Origin of the sequence: Amycolatopsis halotolerans, assembly GCF_042647905.1 — a bacterium.
Classification (GTDB): Bacteria; Actinomycetota; Actinomycetes; order Mycobacteriales; family Pseudonocardiaceae; genus Amycolatopsis; species Amycolatopsis halotolerans.
The window spans coordinates 1-17414 of record NZ_JBHRWI010000004.1 but is presented as its reverse complement, the minus strand read 5'-3'; the positions used below and the strand labels follow the sequence as shown (position 1 = coordinate 17414).

At 69.2% G+C, this 17414-nt stretch carries 14 protein-coding genes and 2 rRNA genes; 3 read left to right on the top strand and 13 right to left on the bottom strand.

The window, feature by feature from the left end; translation table 11 throughout:
- Nucleotides 1–101: 101 nt before the first annotated feature.
- From ACFORO_RS02615 to ACFORO_RS02600, 4 genes are all read right to left on the bottom strand, one after another.
- Nucleotides 102–2957: a helix-turn-helix transcriptional regulator gene (locus ACFORO_RS02615; protein WP_377869319.1), complete on the bottom strand. Its 2856-nt coding sequence runs from the start codon at nt 2955–2957 to the stop codon at nt 102–104.
- Between the two features lie 1113 nt (nt 2958–4070).
- Complete coding sequence (locus tag ACFORO_RS02610) at nt 4071–6242, bottom strand: xanthine dehydrogenase family protein molybdopterin-binding subunit (RefSeq protein ID WP_377869318.1); 2172 nt, start codon at nt 6240–6242, stop codon at nt 4071–4073.
- The gene (locus ACFORO_RS02605) at nt 6239–7201 is read right to left on the bottom strand and encodes an FAD binding domain-containing protein (RefSeq protein WP_354747816.1); all 963 of its coding nucleotides are present in this window, start codon (nt 7199–7201) and stop codon (nt 6239–6241) included. Before ACFORO_RS02605 ends, ACFORO_RS02610 begins: the two co-directional genes overlap by 4 nt.
- Nucleotides 7188–7640 (bottom strand): (2Fe-2S)-binding protein, encoded by a 453-nt coding sequence (locus ACFORO_RS02600; protein ID WP_377869317.1) that lies wholly within the window; start codon nt 7638–7640, stop codon nt 7188–7190. The genes ACFORO_RS02605 and ACFORO_RS02600 overlap by 14 nt, the downstream gene beginning before the upstream one ends.
- Nucleotides 7641–7872: 232 nt before the next feature.
- On the opposite strand from ACFORO_RS02600, the gene ACFORO_RS02595 reads away from it, so the two are divergent.
- Nucleotides 7873–8424, top strand: coding sequence for a TetR/AcrR family transcriptional regulator (locus ACFORO_RS02595; RefSeq protein ID WP_354747812.1), 552 nt, complete (start codon nt 7873–7875; stop codon nt 8422–8424).
- Nucleotides 8425–8430: 6 nt separating this feature from the next.
- On the opposite strand, the gene ACFORO_RS02590 is transcribed toward ACFORO_RS02595, so the two are convergent.
- Nucleotides 8431–9234, bottom strand: coding sequence for an alpha/beta fold hydrolase (locus tag ACFORO_RS02590; RefSeq protein ID WP_377869316.1), 804 nt, complete (start codon nt 9232–9234; stop codon nt 8431–8433).
- Nucleotides 9235–9299: 65 nt separating this feature from the next.
- Entirely contained in the window at nt 9300–9941 is a 642-nt protein-coding gene (locus tag ACFORO_RS02585; protein WP_377869315.1) for a DsbA family oxidoreductase, read from the bottom strand.
- Between the two features lie 63 nt (nt 9942–10004).
- Between ACFORO_RS02585 and ACFORO_RS02580 the strand changes: the two genes are divergently transcribed.
- Nucleotides 10005–10439 (top strand): winged helix-turn-helix transcriptional regulator, encoded by a 435-nt coding sequence (locus tag ACFORO_RS02580; RefSeq protein ID WP_377869314.1) that lies wholly within the window; start codon nt 10005–10007, stop codon nt 10437–10439.
- A gap of 81 nt (nt 10440–10520) precedes the next feature.
- On the opposite strand, the gene ACFORO_RS02575 is transcribed toward ACFORO_RS02580, so the two are convergent.
- From ACFORO_RS02575 to ACFORO_RS02555, 5 genes are all read right to left on the bottom strand, one after another.
- Nucleotides 10521–10949, bottom strand: a complete 429-nt coding sequence (locus ACFORO_RS02575; protein WP_377869313.1) for an acyl-CoA thioesterase — start codon at nt 10947–10949, stop codon at nt 10521–10523.
- A gap of 10 nt (nt 10950–10959) precedes the next feature.
- A complete protein-coding gene (locus tag ACFORO_RS02570; protein WP_377869312.1) occupies nt 10960–13935 on the bottom strand; it encodes a bifunctional [glutamine synthetase] adenylyltransferase/[glutamine synthetase]-adenylyl-L-tyrosine phosphorylase in 2976 nt (991 codons plus the stop codon).
- 30 nt (nt 13936–13965) lie between these two features.
- Nucleotides 13966–15096 (bottom strand): inorganic phosphate transporter, encoded by a 1131-nt coding sequence (locus ACFORO_RS02565; RefSeq protein WP_377869311.1) that lies wholly within the window; start codon nt 15094–15096, stop codon nt 13966–13968.
- Between the two features lie 94 nt (nt 15097–15190).
- The gene (locus ACFORO_RS02560) at nt 15191–15940 is read right to left on the bottom strand and encodes a type 1 glutamine amidotransferase (RefSeq protein WP_377869310.1); all 750 of its coding nucleotides are present in this window, start codon (nt 15938–15940) and stop codon (nt 15191–15193) included.
- Nucleotides 15937–16356: a rhodanese-like domain-containing protein gene (locus tag ACFORO_RS02555; protein ID WP_377869309.1), complete on the bottom strand. Its 420-nt coding sequence runs from the start codon at nt 16354–16356 to the stop codon at nt 15937–15939. The genes ACFORO_RS02560 and ACFORO_RS02555 overlap by 4 nt, the downstream gene beginning before the upstream one ends.
- 126 nt (nt 16357–16482) lie before the next feature.
- Between ACFORO_RS02555 and ACFORO_RS02550 the strand changes: the two genes are divergently transcribed.
- Nucleotides 16483–16920 carry an Lrp/AsnC family transcriptional regulator gene (locus tag ACFORO_RS02550; protein WP_377869636.1) on the top strand — a complete coding sequence of 146 codons (438 nt, stop codon included), beginning with the start codon at nt 16483–16485 and terminating at the stop codon, nt 16918–16920.
- A gap of 125 nt (nt 16921–17045) precedes the next feature.
- Here ACFORO_RS02550 and rrf read toward each other — a convergent pair.
- A 5S ribosomal RNA gene (rrf, locus tag ACFORO_RS02545) occupies nt 17046–17162 on the bottom strand.
- A gap of 87 nt (nt 17163–17249) precedes the next feature.
- Nucleotides 17250–17414: ribosomal RNA gene (locus tag ACFORO_RS02540) — 23S ribosomal RNA — on the bottom strand; the annotation flags it as partial.

Below are 17414 nucleotides of genomic sequence, written 5' to 3'. Positions count from 1 at the left end.
CACCCGGGCAGCGTGATCGAGACCCGTCACCGCGACGTCACCGTTTTCCCAGCGACAGCCGGTCAATTCGGCATATTCCTTTTCCGCGGCACTGTCGTCGGTCAGCGAGCGCGCCGGTCGCGAACCCACTGCGCCAGCCGCACCCGGGATTTGAGCCCGAGCTTGCGGTAGACGTTGCGCAAATGCGTCTCCACCGTCCGCTCGCTGAGGAACAGCGCGGAGGCGATGTCCGCGTTCGACAGTCCCTTCCCGACGAGCACGGTGATCTCCGACTCCCGCCGAGTGAGCGGCCCGGACCGCTGCGCCGGAACCGAATGCCCCTGCTTCACGATCCGCTCCGGCCAGGGCGCGCTGCCCGCCGCGGTGAACGCTGCCGTCGCCGAGGACGCCACCACCTCCGCTTCCGGCGGTTCCAGCAGTTCCGCCAGCTCCAATTCCGCTTGCGCGGCAAGGAGATTCATCCCGAACCCGCGAAGCGCGGTCGCCGAACCGCGCAGCCGGTCGACTGCCTCCGTCGCGTTCCCCCGGGCCGCCTCGGCGAATCCCTGCTGACGGTCGGCCAGCGCGTGCAGGACCGGAGCGTTGCTGCCCGCCCCGCGAAGCAGGCCGACCACGCGGTCAGCCTCCGCCAGATCTCCCCGCTGCACCGCGGCGTACCCGGCGAAGGACACCCGAAGACAGTTGAGCTGCGTGTCGCCGAACGGCAGCGTGTCGGTCAGCGCCGGGGCTTGTGCCGCCACCCCGCGCCGCACCGCCAGCGCCGTCGCCGCCAGGTCGAACGCGTCCAGGAGGTCGATCTGCGAAGGGTCGTAGTGGCGGCGCGCATCAGCCAGGTCCGCCGCCGCCTCGTCCAGGTGACCGCGTTCGGCACGGACAAACGCCCGCCCCGCAAGGGTTCGCCCCACCAACCGGTCCTGCCCGACCCGGCGTGCCTCCGCCACCGCACTGTCCATTTCAGACAGTGCGGTCCGGAGATCGCCGGAGAAGTACCGCGTGGTCGCGAGCATCGTCTGCAGATAGCACGTGGCGGACGGCAGCCATTGCCGCACCGCCGGAGTACTGCTGACGTCCGCGACCCGGATCGCCGTGACGAGATCACCGCGCAGCGTCGACAACCCGTTGAGCATCATCCGCGGAGCGAACGCGAGCCGCGGACCTTCGTCACCGCAGCGAAGCGCAAGCTCCAGCGCACTGCGCAGCTCAACGACCGCCGTCTCGACATCACCCGCCAACGCCGCGAGCGCACCGGCCCCGAGATGCGCGACCGAATGCGCCCCCGGAGTGTCGCTTGTGGACGGAAGCGCGACGAGTTCCCGCGAAATCACCGCCAGTTCCGGAAAATCGCCGTGCCGCAGCGCGATGATCCAATGGACCAGCAACCGGGTCGGCGGATCCGTGTCCGGACGTCGGCCGCTGGCCCTGGCCAGCCCGACCGCCGCCGGAAGATTCCCGCGCTCGACTTCGAGCAACGCCTGCAAATGCCGCCACGCCCGCCGGCGCTCAGTGTCCTGCCCGCGCCGCTCGCTGAGCGCGACCGCGTCCTGCAACAGCTCGGCGGCCTCGTCCAACCGGCCACGCCCCTGCTGCAATCTCGCTAAGTCGACAAGCAACGCAGGCACCGCGTCCGGCCGCGCGTCCCGCGCCCGCCGCAATGCGGCCGCGAGGTACTCGGCAGCTTCGTCCAAGTCCCCGACGGTCAGCGCCCGAGTCCCCGCCGCGCTGAACGCCTCGATCGCCCGGTCCACCGGAACGCTGTTGCCGCCGGCCGCGTAGTGCGGCGCCGCCGCGACGGTCCGGTCCGCGCGGTGCAGCGCCGCTCCGATCGCCGCGTGCAGCGCCCTCCGCTCGCCGAGCAGAAGTTCGTGATAAACCGCCTCGGCGTAAAGCGGGTGCGCCACTTGATAATGCGGCTCGACCTCGGACTGGTGTTCAGTGACCAGCCGACGCCCGACCAACCGCCGCAACGCCGCGTGCAGTGCGGACAAGCTCATCCCGGAGACGTCGGCGAGCACCTCCGGCCGCCCGTGCGTCCCGGCGACCGCGACCACCTCCAGCAGCCGCCGGTCCACCTCGCCGAGCCTGCTGATCTGCTCCCGCACGATGTCCCGGATCACCTCGGGCAGCGGCCCGCACATCCGGCTGGCGACAAGATGCCGGGTCAGCGCGACGACGAACAACGGAAACCCGGACGCCCGCGCCGTGACCGCGCGCAGCAACGCGAGTGGCGGCGGAGTGCCGAGGACGTGCTGCACCAGATCGCGCACCGCCTGGTCGGTGAGCGGCGCGAGTTCGAGCAGCCTTCCCGCCTGATGCCGCCGGGTCGCGTCCGCCATCGCGTCGAGCGCCTCGTTGTCGACGCCCGAGCGGAAACACCCGATCACGAGCAGCGGGAGTTCCTCCGCGTTGCGCCCGAGATAGTGCAGCAGTTCGACGGTCCCCCGATCAGCGCAATGCAGGTCGTCGACGACGAGCAGCACCGGGCCGCGGACAGTGAGCTGCCGGGTCGCCGCGAGCACCGCTTCGCACATCCGGGTGCGCTGCAGTCCGGGATCCCCGGATTCGGGCGAAACCGGACGCAGATCGGGGAACAATGCGCCGAGATTACCGAGCTCCGGAGAAAATCCGGCGGATTCACTCAGATGGCCGCGGAAAGCCTGGACGATCGGCGCGTACGAAAGGCCCGACAACAACGGGTCCGCGCGCCCCTCGACAATCGCGAATCCCTTGCCGCGCGCCGCCCCGATCGCCTCCGCGGCCAGCCGGGACTTGCCGATCCCCGGCTGCCCGCACACCAGGGCCGCGCCCCCTTTTCCCCGGCCCGCGGCGGCGATCGCCCCTGCCAGCACAGCGAATTCGGCGTCCCGGCCGATCAGCGGAACGCCCGGTTCGGATCCGCGATACGAGCCGACCCCGCCTCTTCGCGGCAGGTCCGCACTCCCGGCCGGTGCTGCGTCCATTCGCCAGCCTCCCCGAACAAGTGCCCACGAAACCATACCGCCCGGGAGCGGGAGCACGAGCGAATTTCTCACTAGGGGAAATGGCAAGGAGAATCTGGCCGCTGACCTGCGGAGGACGCATCAAGGCCGCTCGGGTCAGGCTGGCGAGGCACAGCTGAGGACAATTTTCCGGATGCGGGCAATGGGGTGAATGATGCCGAGGAGCAGTTCCAGCGGCGGTTCGAGGTGCTCCGCGGAAACGGCGTGCGCGGCGATCTAGCCAGGTTCGGCTGTGCTGGGCGAACCGCAGAGGTCACCGCCTTCGTGGCCCGATGCCATGCCTTCGCCGCTGCTCCACGACCGAGCGCGCACACACTCCGGAATGCGCTGCGCGCCGCTCCGGGACCGCCTGCGCACGCACTCGCTTGCCCCGGCGTGCAGATCGTCCACCCGCCGCATGCCGTCGATCTGCAGACTGTGGACGGAGACCTGGCACGCAGCCCTCCGGTGCACCACCCGCCGCCGCGCTCCGACTTCGCGCAACACTCCGATGCGCGACTCGCCCACTGCCCGCTGCGCAGCACTCCGCCCCGCGCTATCCGGCCGTCACGTGAGACCGCACCGCGCACCCGCCGCGCTCGGAGTTCGCCTGCGCACGAGGCTCCAGCGCACCACCGGCCCGCCACTCCAGGCCCCGCCACGCATCACTCCCGGCACACCACGCCCAGCCCGACTCGCTACCTGCCCACCAGCGCAGATCCGCCGCCCGGCATTCCAGCGCACTACCCGCCGCAGCGCCGCATCCAGCGCGCCACCCGCAGCACTCCCCACACCACCCCGGACCCCCAAGGCCAGGGACTTATTAATAAGCTGCGCAGCCCACGTCCGCCGACCGTCCACAAAGGACGTCGGTGCTGCCGAAATGCCCGCTTCATGACCAGGTGGCCGGGTCTTGCGGTCCGTGAGGGGAACCCTAGGGGACTCTGAGTCCCTCAGGGTTCCCCGCACGGACGCCTGGCCCCGCCCCAGGTCCTTTGACCTGGGCAAACTGCACCCGCGGCGCCGCGTTAGGTCCCTGGCATGTGCCCTAGACCCCGGCGAAGGGGCGCCCGAACCCGGACGCCCCCACCCGGGTCAGTCCACCAGCAGATCCTCAATCATGATCGGAATGCTCCGCACCCGAACGCCGGTCGCGTTGCACACCGCGTTCGCCACCGCGGCCGCCATGCCCACCGCGCCGATTTCGCCGACACCGCGGGCGCCGACCGCGTTGTGCAGCGTGTCCGGGTATTCGACGAACTGCACGTCGATCTCCGGGATGTCGGCGTTGACCGGCAGCAGGTAACTCGCGAAGTCAGCGTTCGCGAAGCGCCCGCTCGGCTCCACTTCCAGCCCCTCGTGCAGAGCCGCGGACACGCCCCAGATCATGCCGCCGGACAGCTGGCTCCTCGCCTGCGTCGGGTTGATGATCCGGCCGCCGTCGAAGACGCCCAGCATCCTCGACACCCGGACCTCCCGGGTCAGCCGGTGCACCCGGACCTCGCAGAACTGCGCGCCGAAGGAGCTGAACGAATGCTTCGTCATCTCCTCGCCCGGTGCGGAGGAACCCTTGGCGGACAAGGACTCCCGGCCGATCGCGCGCAGCAGTTCGCCGAACGGCATGGTCCCGCGGTTGCCGTGCAGCAGACCCTCGGCGTACGTGACCACCTCGCCCTCGAACGGCGCGCCCGGTTCGGCGGCGAGCGCCACCAGTTCGTCGAGCAACTCCGTCGCCGCGAGCATGATCGCGGTGCCGGTGCTCGCCGTCGCGGTCGAGCCGCCGGACATCCCGCCCGGCGCGTACCGCGAATCGCCCAGGTGCGGGGTGACGCGTTCCGGTTCGATGTCGAGGGATTCGGCCCCGATCGTGGCCAGCACGGTGAGCAGCCCGGTGCCCGGGTCCGCCCCGCTCGTGGACACGTCCGCGGTCTCGTCCGCGTTGAGCGTGATCTCGACCGTCGCCGGGAAGCGCAGCCCCGGGAACATCGCGGTCGCCGTGCCCATGCCGACGAGCCAGTCCCCGTCGACGTGCCCGCGCGGCGACCGGTTCGCCCAGCCGAACCGCTGCGCCCCGATCTCGTAGCACTCGTCGAGGTGCTTGCTCGACCACTGCAGATCGACCCCGGGAGGAGCGAGCGAACTGTTGCGCCTGCGCAGTTCGATCGGGTCCATCTCGAGCGCGATCGCGAGTTCGTCGACGGCGCTTTCGAGCGCGAACGACCCCGACGCCTCCCCCGGCGCGCGCATGAACGTGCCCGGCGGGATGTGCAGCGGCACCATCTTCTGGCTGATCGACAGGTTCTGCGTCGCGTACCACTCGCGCGAGGTGCCGTGCGACGTCGGCTCCACAAAGGACCGGCTCATCGACGTGGCGGACCAGGAATCGTGCTGCACCGCGATCAGCGTGCCGTCGCGGTCCGCGCCCAGTGCGACCTTCTGCACCGTGGCCGGCCGGTTCGCGGTCGCCGTGAACACCTGCTCACGGGTGAGCGCGCACTTCACCGGACGGTCCAGCGCCTTGGCCGCGGCGGCGGCCAGCATGCCCGGCGCCGAAGTGCCCGCCTTGCCGCCGAACGCCCCGCCCACATACGGGTTCACCGCGTGGATGGCCGACGGTTCGATGCCCAGCACCCCGGACATTTCCATGGCCTGCAGGTGGCTGGCCTGGTTTCCGCTGTAGAGAGTGAGTTTGCCGCCGTCCCACTTCGCGACCGCCGAATGCGGTTCCATCGCCGCGTGGTTCTGCGTCGCGGTGCGGTACGTCTGCGAGACGACGACCGGACTCTGCGCCAGTGCGTCCACAATGGACTCGACGCCGTCGGCGAGCACCTCGATCGACGGCGCGGCTCCCCGGCTCTCCGGCGCGTCCTCCGCGGTCGCGAGCCCGTCCTCCATCGACGTCTGCGCGGGCTTCTCCTGATACGAGACCTCGATCAGCCCCGCCGCGTCCCGCGCCTGCTCGAACGTCTCCGCGACGACCAGCCCGATCGGCTGCCCGTAGAACACGACGTCCCGGTCGTGCAGCGGCAGCCACACGTCGCCCATCAGCTGCGACTTGAACGGGTGCAGCTCGAGCGGGTCGAACGGGCTGTAAACACCGACGACGCCGGGCGCGCCCTTCGCCGCGGTCACGTCCATCGCGGTGACCTCGCCGTGCGCGATCGTGCTGAGCACGATGTACCCGTACAACATGCCCGGGAACGTGCGGTCCAGCGCGTAATCGGCCTGGCCGGTGACTTTCCGCGGACCGTCCAGCCGCGCAGTCATGCCCGGCTCCCTTCGGTCAGTTCGAGCAGCGCGCGGACGATCGTCCGCTTCAGCAGCGAAGGTTTGAACACGTTGCCGGACAACGGCTTTGCCCCCTCGACAGCCACCGCGGCGGCAGCGGCGAAGGCTTCCTCAGTCAGCTCCGCGCCGCGCAGCGCCTCTTCCACGGCGGGCAGGCGCCACGGCACCGTCCCGACCCCGCCCGCCGCCACGCGGGCGTCGGCGATCTTCCCGTCGCGCACGTCGAGCGCGACCGCCGCCGAGCACAGCGCGAACTCGTACGACTGCCGGTCGCGGATCTTGACGTACGTGGAGTTCTCCGCCCAGTCGAGCCGCGGCACGCGCACCTCGGTGATCAGCTCGCCGGGACGCAGGTCGTGCTCGATTTCCGGGGTGTCGCCCGGTTCGCGGTAGAACTCGGTGAGCGCGACCGTGCGGGTGCCCTCGGCGCTGGCCAGCACGACCTCCGCGTCGAGCGCGACCAGCGCGACCGCGACGTCGCTGGCGTGGGTGGCCACGCAGGAGTCGCTGGTGCCGAGGATCGCGTGCATCCGGTTGACGCCGGAAATCGCCGAACACCCGCTGCCCGGCGAACGCCGGTTGCACGGCATGGCTACGTCACGGAAGTACGAGCACCGCGTGCGCTGCATCAGGTTGCCGCCGATGCTGGCCATGTTCCGCAGCTGCTGCGACGCGCTGAGCAGCAGCGCGCGCGAGATCGCCGGGTACACGCCGGGATGCGCGGCGATGTCGCCCATCCGCTCCAGCGCGCCGAAGCGCAGGCCGTCGGCGGTGTCGATGCCCCGCAGCGGCAGGTCGTTGATGTCCAGCACCTGCTGCGGGGTGAGGACGTCGAGCTTCATCAGGTCGACCAGGGTGGTGCCGCCGGCCAGGTAGGTTCCCGCGCTGCCCAGCGCGTCCTCGACCGTGGCGGGTGCGGTGAGCTCAAACGGTCGCATCGGCCTGCCTCGCCTGCTCCACGGCGCGCACGATGTTCGGATAAGCCGAACAGCGGCACAGATTTCCGGACATGAACTCGCGGACGTCGGACACGTCGTCGCGCACCGCGGCGACCGCCGACATCACCTGACCGGACGTGCAGAACCCGCACTGCAGCGCGTCCTGGTCCACGAACGCCTGCTGCACCGGGTGCAGTTCGTCCTCAGTGGACAGTCCTTCGACGGTGGTGACGGGACCGCGCACGACGGCCGCGAGCGTGAGACAGGACAGCACCGGCTTGCCGTCGACGTGCACGGTGCACGCGCCGCACTGGCCGCGGTCGCAGCCCTTCTTCGGGCCGGTGACGCCGAGCCGCTCGCGCAGCGCGTCCAGGAGGGTCACTCCCGGCTCGACGCTGACCTGTTCGGTTCTTCCATTGACTTCAAGGGAAATGTCCACAGTAGGGTTCGCTTTCCCGCAGCCCGTCCGCGGCGGACGTCCTGCGGCGTGATGGTGGTGGTGACGGCCCTTCGGGAACACGAGCCGCCGGGGTAAACCGGATATTCATCCGCTTGGCTCGCTTTGAACGAGGCTAGCGGATTAGAATCCGCTACGCAACGAAGTGGAGCTGCTCCAGGTGGGGCTGGAGCAGCTCCAGGTCAGACAAGGCGAAGCAAACGCGGGAGGCGCGATGCCGGTGAGCCCGCGGCGGGCGGACACCCGGCGCAACCACGAACGGATCCTGGCGGTGGCCGCGGAAACCGTGAGCCGAGCGGGAGAAGTGTCGTTCAACGCGGTCGCCAAGGAAGCGGGCGTCGGCGTCGGCACGGTGTACCGGCACTTCCCCACGCCGGAGTCGCTGGTGCTGGCCGTCTACGAGCGCGAGGTGAACCAGCTCGTCGAGATCGTGCCCGAATTACTCGCCAAACATTCCCCCGATCAGGCGCTGCGCGTCTGGATCGTGGACCACCTGGCGCACTACATGATGACGAAACGCGGGCTGGCCAACGCGTTGCGCGCGTCGCAGAGCGAACTGCCGACGCAGGCGTACGCGCGGATGCTCGACGCGCTGGACACCCTCCGGAAGGCCAACGCGGAGGCGGGCACGATCCGGCCGGACCTGAAGACGGACACCCTGATGCGCGGCCTCGGCGGGCTGTTTTTCCTCACCCCGGAAGGGAATTGGAAGGCAGAGACCGAAGGAGTGGTCGACCTGGTGTGGCACGGAATGCGGCTGGACTGACCCGCGTCAGGCCTCGGCGAGGGCTTCGATGACGGCCCTGGCGCTGGCTTTCGGATACGCCGTCGGACCGTTGTGCCCGCCGGGCCACGAAGTCAACGGCAGGTCCAGCTCTTGTGCCAGTGCTTGCGCGCAGAGGCGAGTCCACAGCGTGCCGGACTGCTCGCCCGCGCCCACGATCACCCGGTCTCGGTGCGCGCGAAGGGCCTCGATATCCAGGCGGTACTCGCGCGCGGCGCCAAGATCGTGTTCGAAGTAGAACGACATGTCCTGAACAAACTGCGGCGTCACCGCGAGTTCCGGAGCATCGGCCTCGCGCTCTGCCGGATTCAGGCCGATCAGCGCGCCGAGTTGCCCCAGCGCCGCTCCGGTGCCGTCGATCTGGAAGGTCTGGGCCAGGCGCGCGAGACCGGCGTCCGTTTCTTCCCGCACCGCGCCGCTGAGCAGATGAGTGTCCGGCGGTTCGTGAGCGACCAGCTTCACGACGTCGTGCGGGTAGCGGGCAAAGAGATCCAGAGCGATCAGACAGCCGATGCTCGTGGCGAAGAGCAAGACGCCGCCGCCGAGCGTCTCGATCAAGCCGTGCAGGTCATCGGCATGCGTCTGGATCGTCGGAGCCGTCATGCCCGAGGCAAGAGGACTGCGCGAGATGCCGCGGCGATCGTAGGAGACCACCTCGAACCGCGGCTTGAGCATCTCCCGCATCGGATCTGTCTGATGTGCCTGACCGGCTCCGCCTGGCACCAGCACCAGCAGCGGACCTTCTCCGGCCGTCTGCCCGCGAAGAGTGCAGCCGTCGAGCGACACCTGCACCGAGCTTCCCACCATGAACGCCCCCAAGGCTCTCTGACCAGGGTAGCGCTGACCAGCCCGCCGGGTCAGGCCGTGACGGCTCGGCGGAGGGCGTCGAGATAAGCGGCCGAGGACGCGGCTCCGGAGACCACGAACTGACGGTTGACGATCACGGTCGGAACGCCGCTTACGCCGAACGCCCGTCCTTCGCGGTGGTCATCCCGGACAGCGTCCGAGTAATCGTCGCTGTCGAGCAATGCTCGCGCGTCGTCCTTGTCGAGCCCGGCGTCGACACCGAACTGCAGCAGCGAAGCATGGTCGGCGATATTCGCCCCTTCGCCGGTATAGGCCCGCATCAGCCGTTCGCGGAAGTCGTTCCCGTGCCCGCGGGCCTCCGCGAAGTGCGCGAGCCGGTGCGCGTCGAACGAGTTCACCAGGAGCGCGTCCCGCATCCGATAGCGCAACCCCAGCTCCGCGGCCAGCTCGCCGACCTGGTCGACCGCGGCCTCCGCTTCGGAGAGGCTGAGCCCGAGGTCCCGTTCGAGTCTGCGCGGGATTGTCAGGTCCGGCACCTTCTTTTCGTCGGGGTGCAGGTCGTAACTGCGCCACCGGACGCGCACGTCCTCAGCGCGCTCGAATTCGGACAGCGCGGCCTCGAACCGCCGCTTGCCGAGATAGCACCACGGGCACAGAAAGTCGGACCAGATTTCGACCGCGATCTTCGTCATGCCGCAAGAATAGGGACCCCTGCGCCGCACTGAAAAGCACTGACAATTTGGTAAGGTCCATTCGTGAACGCGACCAGCCCCGGACAAAACCCGGCCGCCGCGCCGCTGGACGCGACGTTCCGCAAGGACTGCCCCGGCCGCCCGCTCTTCGAACAGGTGACCAGCCGCTGGGGCCTGCTCATCCTCCTGGCACTCGCGCCGGGCGCGCTGCGGTTCGCGCAGCTTCGCGACCGGATCGGCGGGATCAGCGAGAAGATGCTGGCGCAGAACCTGCGCACCTTGGTGCGCGACGGGCTGCTCGACCGCACGATCGAAACCGAGACGCCGCTGCGCGTCTCGTACTCGCTCACCGCCATCGGGCACGACCTGAGCGGACGGCTGCGCAGTCTCATCGACTGGAGCGAGGAGCACGGCGAGGAGATTTCGGCCGCCCGTACGCGGCACGACGCACAGACAACGCAATCGGCTCCGACAGGAAAGCGCGCGACCACCGCGTAAAAACGAATCTTCGAGAAATGCTCACACGAGGAGACGTGCGCTTTTACCCGATAGCCTAAGCCGTTATCGCCATTCCGCGGATCATTCCGAAGTGGACAACACCTTCAGATCAACCCCGGCCCGCTCGAAATGCCCCCGCGGATCCGGCACCAGCTTGCGCTTCTCCAGGTCCATCAGCCCCAGCGTGCACTTGATCTCGGCCGACAGTGTCCCGTCCAGCTTCACAATCCGCGAGGTCATCCAGAACACCTTGCCGTCGCCGAACGAAGCGTCGCAGGTTACGTCCACCTCGTCACCGGCGCGCAGTTCCCGCCGGTACACGATGTTCGATTCGAGCAGCACCGCCGCGAGCCCGGATTCGTACAGGCCCGCGCCGCCGGCTGCCTCGACGACTTCCAGTCGCGAGACCTCGCCGTACGAGTGGTACACGGCGTGGTTCAGGTGGCCCAGCGTGTCGAGTTCGTAGTGGCGCACCTTGATCCGGGTGCGGAACGGTTCGCGGTCAGTCACGCAGCCCACGTTAGTTGTCGTAGAAAAGTTCCTCGACCACGGCATGCGCGTGCCTCGTCACACGGCGGTAGGCGTCGAGGAACTCGCCCGGGTCGTCGTCCACCGAGTAGCCGAACACGCGCGCCACCGCGGCCAGGTCGCGGCCGGTGCCGGGCACCTCGTCCGCAGCCTTGCCGCGCACCAGCATCGTCGCGTTGCGCACGCGCGTGGCCAGCAGCCATGCCTCGCGCAACGACTCCACCGACTCGGCAGGCGCGAGGCCCGCTTCGGCCAAGGCGGTCAGTGCGTCGAGAGTCGACGTCGTCCGCAGGCCAGGCACCTCGTGCGCGTGCTGCAACTGCAGAAGCTGGACGGTCCACTCGACGTCTGCGAGACCGCCGCGGCCGAGCTTCGTGTGCCGCGTCGGGTCGGCACCGCGCGGGAGACGTTCGGTCTCCACCCGGGCCTTGATCCGCCGGATCTCGCGCGCGTCCGTCGGGTCGAGCCCGCCGTCGGGATAGCGCAACGGGTCGATCATCTCGATGAACCGCTGGCCGAGCTCCTCGTCACCGGCGACGAACCGGGCCCGCAGCAACGCCTGCGACTCCCACACCTCGCCCCAGCGCTGGTAGTACGCCCGGTACGACTCCAGTGTCCGGACCAGCGGCCCGCTGCGTCCTTCCGGACGGAGATCGGCATCGACGACCAGCGCCGGGTCCGCGCTCGGCGCGCCGAGGATCTTCCGCACCGTCTCCGCGACCGAAGAGGCGAACCGCAGCGCTTCGGCGTCCGGAACCCCTTCGGCGGGCTCGCAGACGAAGAGAACGTCGGCGTCCGAGCCGTAGCCCAGTTCCGCTCCGCCGAGCCGGCCCATGCCGATCACCGCGATCGTCGCCGGGGTACGCCCCAGCTCAGCCTGCCGTTGCCGGTAAGCCGCCGACAGCGCACCCTGCAGCACCGCCACCCACACGCTCGACAGCGCTTCGCAGACCGACGGAACATCCAGCAGTCCCAACAAATCCGCGCACGCGACACGCAGCAGCTCATGCCGCCGCAACGACCGGGCAGCGGTGACGGCGGCGCTCAACCCGGGCTGACGACGCACGGCAGCCCGCAGCGACGTCGCCACCTCGGCCGGAGTGCGTCCGGTCAGCCGCGCCGGATCTCCCAGCAGCTGAAGCACTTCCGGCGCGCGGACGAGCAGGTCCGGCACCAAGTTCGACGTGCCAAGCAGGAAGGCCAACCGCTCGACGACAGTGCCCTCGTCACGCAGCACCCGCAGGTACCAGGGCGTGTCCTGAAGCGCCTCGGACACCTTGCGATACGAGAGCAGACCGCCGTCCGGATCCGGCGTATCGGCCAGGCAGTCGAGCAACACCGGAAGCAGCGCCTGCTGAATCGCCGCGCGCCGCGACACCCCCGAGGTCAGCGCCTTGATGTGCTGCAGCGCCCCTTCCGGCGCGGCGTACCCGAGCGCGGCGAGCCGGCTGGCGGCCTGTTTCGTGGTGAGCCGCAACGCTTCCGTCGGCACATTCGCGACCGACTGCAGCAGCGGACGGTAGAAGACCTTCTCGTGCAGCCGCCGAATCCCCTGCGCGTGGCGGCGGAACTCGGCCAGCAGCGCCTCGCCTTGGCTGCGCCCGCGAACCGGCCGAATCCCGCAGGCGCGGGCAAGAATCCGCAGCTCATCGGTGTCCGACGAGGCGGGGAACAGGTGCGTCCGCCGCAACCGGCGCAGCTGCAGGCGGTGCTCGACGGTGCGCAGGAACTCGTACGACGAACTCATCTCCGCCGCGTCCGCACGGCCCACGTACCCGCCGTCGCCAAGCGCGGCCAGGGCATCCAAAGTGGACGGCGAGCGCAGCGCGGGATCCACCCGGCCGTGCACGAGTTGCAGCAGCTGCACCGCGAACTCGACGTCCCGCAGTCCGCCGCGCCCCAGCTTCAGCTCGCGTTCGAGATGCTCCGACGCGACGTGGTCCTCCACCCGCCGGCGCATCTGCTGGACCTCGGTCACGAAGTTGTCGCGGTCCGCGGCCGACCACACCATCGGCGCGACCATCTCCGCGTACTGCCGCCCCAGCTCGGCGTCTCCCGCCACCGGACGCGCCTTCAGCAAAGCCTGGAACTCCCAGGTCTTCGCCCATTTCCGGTAGTACGCGGTGTGTCCTTCGAGCGTGCGCACCAACGCGCCGCTCTTGCCTTCGGGCCGCAACGCCGCATCGACCTCGAAGCACGCGTTGCCGACCAGCCGCATCATCGTGCTGGCCAGCCGGGTCGCGACGCCGAGGTCACCGGTCCCGACGAAGATGACGTCGACGTCGCTCACGTAGTTCAGCTCGCGACCGCCGGTCTTGCCCATCGCGATCACCGCGAGCGTGCCTTCGGCGGACGCCCCGACCTCCTGCTCCGCGACCACGAGCCCAGCCTGCAGCGACGCTTCGGCGAGAGTGGTCAGCTCGCTGGCGACGTCCCGGAACTGCGGGTGTTCCAGCCCGGGCTCCACGAGGTGTCCGAGGTCAGCGGCGGCGATGCCGAGCAGCAGCCCGCGATAGCCAGCACGGAGCTCGTGTTCGGCCGCGGTTCCGGTGACGTACGTTCCGTCGTCCTGTCGGACCCGCTCAAGCAGCCGTTCCGCGAACTTCGCCGGATCAGTGCAGCGGTTGTCCGCCAGACAGCGCCACTCACCGGGATTGGCGACCAGGAAGTCCGCCAACGCGGTGGAAGTGCCGAGCACGCCCAGGAGCCGCCCGCGGAACGTGCGGTTCTCTCGGAGCGCGCTGTCCAGGTCGGGCCAGCCGGGCTCGTCGGCCTCGCGGATGCGGTCGAGCCCGGCCAGCGCAAGGTCGGGATCCGCGGCGCGAGACAAGGCGAGGAGGACGTCCGTGGCACCGTCGGCGGGTCCGCCTTCGGTCCACCAGCCCGCCGCGCGCAGTTGACCGTCGGCCCGGGTGTCAGTGAAGCCGTACCTGGCCGCCGAAGCTGTGGTCCGCGCGCGCTCTGCCATCGCTCACACCGTAGCCGGACACGGGGCGGTTCAGGCAGCCAGGCGGTCCGGTTCCGTATCGGCGGTGGACGGCTCGGGGACCTGGAAGCTGTGTGCGGTGACGGGTTTGCGCCGCGACAGGAGGTAAATCCCGGCCGCGAAGAGAATTCCGGCGACGCCGACCGCGATGGTCCCGGCCTCGCCGAGCGAAGCGATCTTGCCCGCCGCCGCGCCGACGATCGCCGCCGCGGGCAGCGTGAACAGCCAAGCGATGACCATCCGGCCTGCCATCCGCCAGCGCACCGGAGCCTCGCGCCGGCCGACGCCGGAGCCGACGATGCCGCCCGAGCACACATGCGTGGTCGACAGCGGGAAACCGAGGTGCGAGGACAGCAGGATCACGACAGCGCTGCTGGTCTGCGCGGAAAAGCCCTGCGGGCCTTCGATGTCGGTGAGGCCCTTGCCGAGGGTGTGGGTGATCCGCCAGCCGCCGAGATACGTGCCCAGCGCGAGCGCGGACGCGGCACTGATGATCACCCAGACGGGCGGCGCCGACCCGGCAGGGAGGCTGCCAGCCGCCACGAGCGTCAGGGTGATGACGCCCATCGTCTTCTGCGCGTCGTTGGTGCCGTGCGCGAGCGAGACGAGCGACGCGGAGACGATCTGGCCGACCCGGAATCCGCGCCCGCCACGCTTGCGGACCAGGAACCGGTAGACGAGGAAGGTGACCGCGGCCGCCGCCACTCCAGCGATGATCGGGGACGCGGCGGCCGGAACGAGCACCTTGTCGACGATCTTGGCGAAGTGCACGGAGTCCGCGCCCGCGGACACCCAGGTCGCGCCGATCAGGCCGCCGAACAGCGCGTGCGACGAGCTCGACGGCAGGCCGACGTACCAGGTGAAGAGGTTCCAGACAATCGCCCCGATGAGCCCGCCGAACACGATGGCGGGCCCGATCCTCGTCTCGTCGACCAGACCGCTGGAAATCGTTTTCGCGACCTCGACCGACAGGAACGCGCCCGCCAGGTTCAAGACCGCGGAGATCGCGACGGCGACGCGGGGCCGGAGTGCTCCGGTGGCGATCGAGGTCGCCATCGCGTTCGCCGTGTCGTGGAAGCCGTTGGTGAAATCGAAAACCAGCGCCGTGCAGATCACGACGACGACGAGCAGCGAGGGGTCCACCCCGACCTCCGAACCCTACGGAAATACCTCTCGCAAGGTACCTGACCGTTTGGGTGAACCGTTAACGCGCCGTAAGTGATCCCGACGTCATCCGTTAAGCCAACGGCAACTGGCGTTGACTTTCCGGAGCCGCCTGTAGCTGCCCGGCGGCCAACTGGACGAACCGGCGCGCGAACGGACGCCACGTCTCCGCGATTTCCGCATGCGCAGAGATCAGGCTCTCGCCCTCGAGCGCGCCCGGACGGGTGAGTTCCGCCATTTCCGGCTCCGCTTCGGCCCAGGCGAGGACGACGTCCGGCGTGGTCTCGATGTGGAACTGGACACCGTAGACACAACGGTTCATCCGGTAGGCCTGGTTCGCGTACTTCGGCGTGGACGCGAGCAGCTCGGCGCTCGCCGGCAGCACGGTGATGACATCGCGGTGGAACTGCAGGACATCCGGGAGGAAGGGCATGTCCGCGAAGAGCGGATCGATCCACGCGGCGTCCTTCTTGGACACCAGCCCCGGCCCGACCTCGGGACCAGCCCCGCCCTCCGCGACCTGCCCGCCGGTCGCGACGGCGAGCAGCTGCGCGCCGAGACAGATCGCGAGCGTCGGCACGGCCTTGCCCGCCGCGGCGGCGAGAAGCTTCCGGACGTCGATAAGCCAGGGGTGCTGGGAGTCGTCGAGCGCACCCATGCCGCCGCCGAGGCAGATCAGCCCGTCGTAGCCGTCGAGACTCGCGGGCAGGTCCTGCTCCGGCGGCAGCCGCACGTCGAGCTCAGCGCCCGCCTCGGTGAGCCACTCCCCGAGCGGCCCGACGGGATTGCTGGCATCGGGCTGGATGATGAGCAGACGAGTCACGCCGTCCAGGGTACGGCCATGCCGGCCTCGGTCGGATAGCCGTGGGCGAGCCAGGCCGTGATGCCGCCGGAGAGCCGTTTCACCGTGAAGCCGAGCCGCGCGAGCCGGTACGCGCCCTGGGTGGCGGCGTTGCAGTAGATGCTCTCGCAGTAGCAGACGTAGACGAGGCTCCGGTCGAGGTCGCGGGTGCTTTCCTCGGTCATTTCCCGGTACGGCAAGCAGATCGCGCCCGGCAGATGCGCTTCGGCGTAGGCACCGGGGCTGCGGGTCTCGACGAGGACGTAGCCGTCGGTGCGTCCGTCCGCCAGGTCCAGGGCGAGGTCGACCGGGTCGACCTCGAAGGCGAGTTCGCGCTCGAAGTACTCGACGGCGTTGGCAGGAGCTTCTATGGGAAGGGAGAGAATGCGAGGTTTCACGCTGTTGATCCTTCCGTTCCCAGGGCAGTGGGAGACAGAGGAAGATCCAGGTGTTCCGCCGCTCTCACCAGGGTTTTCCGGGCCTGCACGGCAGTTAGCCTGGAGTTTGTGGAAGAGGTGCCGAAGGTGGAATTGGACGACGTCGATCGGCACCTGCTGGAGCTGCTCCAGGCCGACGGCCGCTTGACGTTCTCGGAGCTCGGCCGCCGGGTCTCGCTGTCCGCGCCGGCCGTGACGGAACGGGTGCGCCGACTGGAGCAGCGCGGGGTGATCACCGGCTACGCCGCGCGGGTCGATCCGGAGAAGCTGGGCCGTCCGATCCAGGCGATGGTCCGGGTCCGCGTCCGCAGCCTGGACGGCCCGCGGTTCCGCGACGCGATCCTCCCGCTGCCGGAGATCACGGACGCCGACCATGTCACCGGAGACGAATGCTGGCTGCTCCGGGTGCACTGCCGTACGACGGCGGAGCTGGAGCAGTTCGTGGAGCGAGCCCATCGCTACGGCGAGACGACGACCTCGCTGGTGTTCTCCTCCCCCGTCCGAGGCCGCGGGTTGCCGCTGTGACCCGGACATGACGAAGGCCCGAACCCCGGCGGGGGTTCGGGCCTTGCCGTTCCAGGTCCGGAAATGAGTCTGGGCCCCGGGAGAACCGCGAGGGTTCTCGACCGGGGCCCAGACTGTTTGGTTAAGTTCGGCGGTGTCCTACTCTCCCACAACCCTTCGGTTGCAGTACCATCGGCGCAGTCAGGCTTAGCTTCCGGGTTCGGAATGGGACCGGGCGTTTCCCTGACGCTAAAACCACCGAAACACTCCGAAACAACACACACCCGCCACCTCGATGGTGACAGCCGGTGTGGTGTTTCAGAACCGTAGAGTGGATGCGAGCGATCTTTGTGGGCAAGTCCTCGGCCTATTAGTACCAGTCAACTCGACAACACATTACTGTGCTTCCATTTCTGGCCTATCAACCCAATCGTCTCTTGGGGGCCTTAACCCACACGGGGTGGGATACCTCATCTTGGAACAGGCTTCCCGCTTAGATGCCTTCAGCGGTTATC

Excerpts from the sequence above, each read along its gene's own strand:
- ACFORO_RS02610 (WP_377869318.1), bottom strand. The coding sequence starts at position 6,242 with ATGACTGCGCGGCTGGACGGTCCGCGGAAAGTCACCGGCCAGGCCGAT.
- ACFORO_RS02595 (WP_354747812.1), top strand. The coding sequence starts at position 7,873 with ATGCCGGTGAGCCCGCGGCGGGCGGACACCCGGCGCAACCACGAACGG.
- ACFORO_RS02605 (WP_354747816.1), bottom strand. The coding sequence starts at position 7,201 with ATGCGACCGTTTGAGCTCACCGCACCCGCCACGGTCGAGGACGCGCTG.
- ACFORO_RS02585 (WP_377869315.1), bottom strand. The coding sequence starts at position 9,941 with ATGACGAAGATCGCGGTCGAAATCTGGTCCGACTTTCTGTGCCCGTGG.
- ACFORO_RS02570 (WP_377869312.1), bottom strand. The coding sequence starts at position 13,935 with ATGGCAGAGCGCGCGCGGACCACAGCTTCGGCGGCCAGGTACGGCTTC.
- ACFORO_RS02615 (WP_377869319.1), bottom strand. The coding sequence starts at position 2,957 with ATGGACGCAGCACCGGCCGGGAGTGCGGACCTGCCGCGAAGAGGCGGG.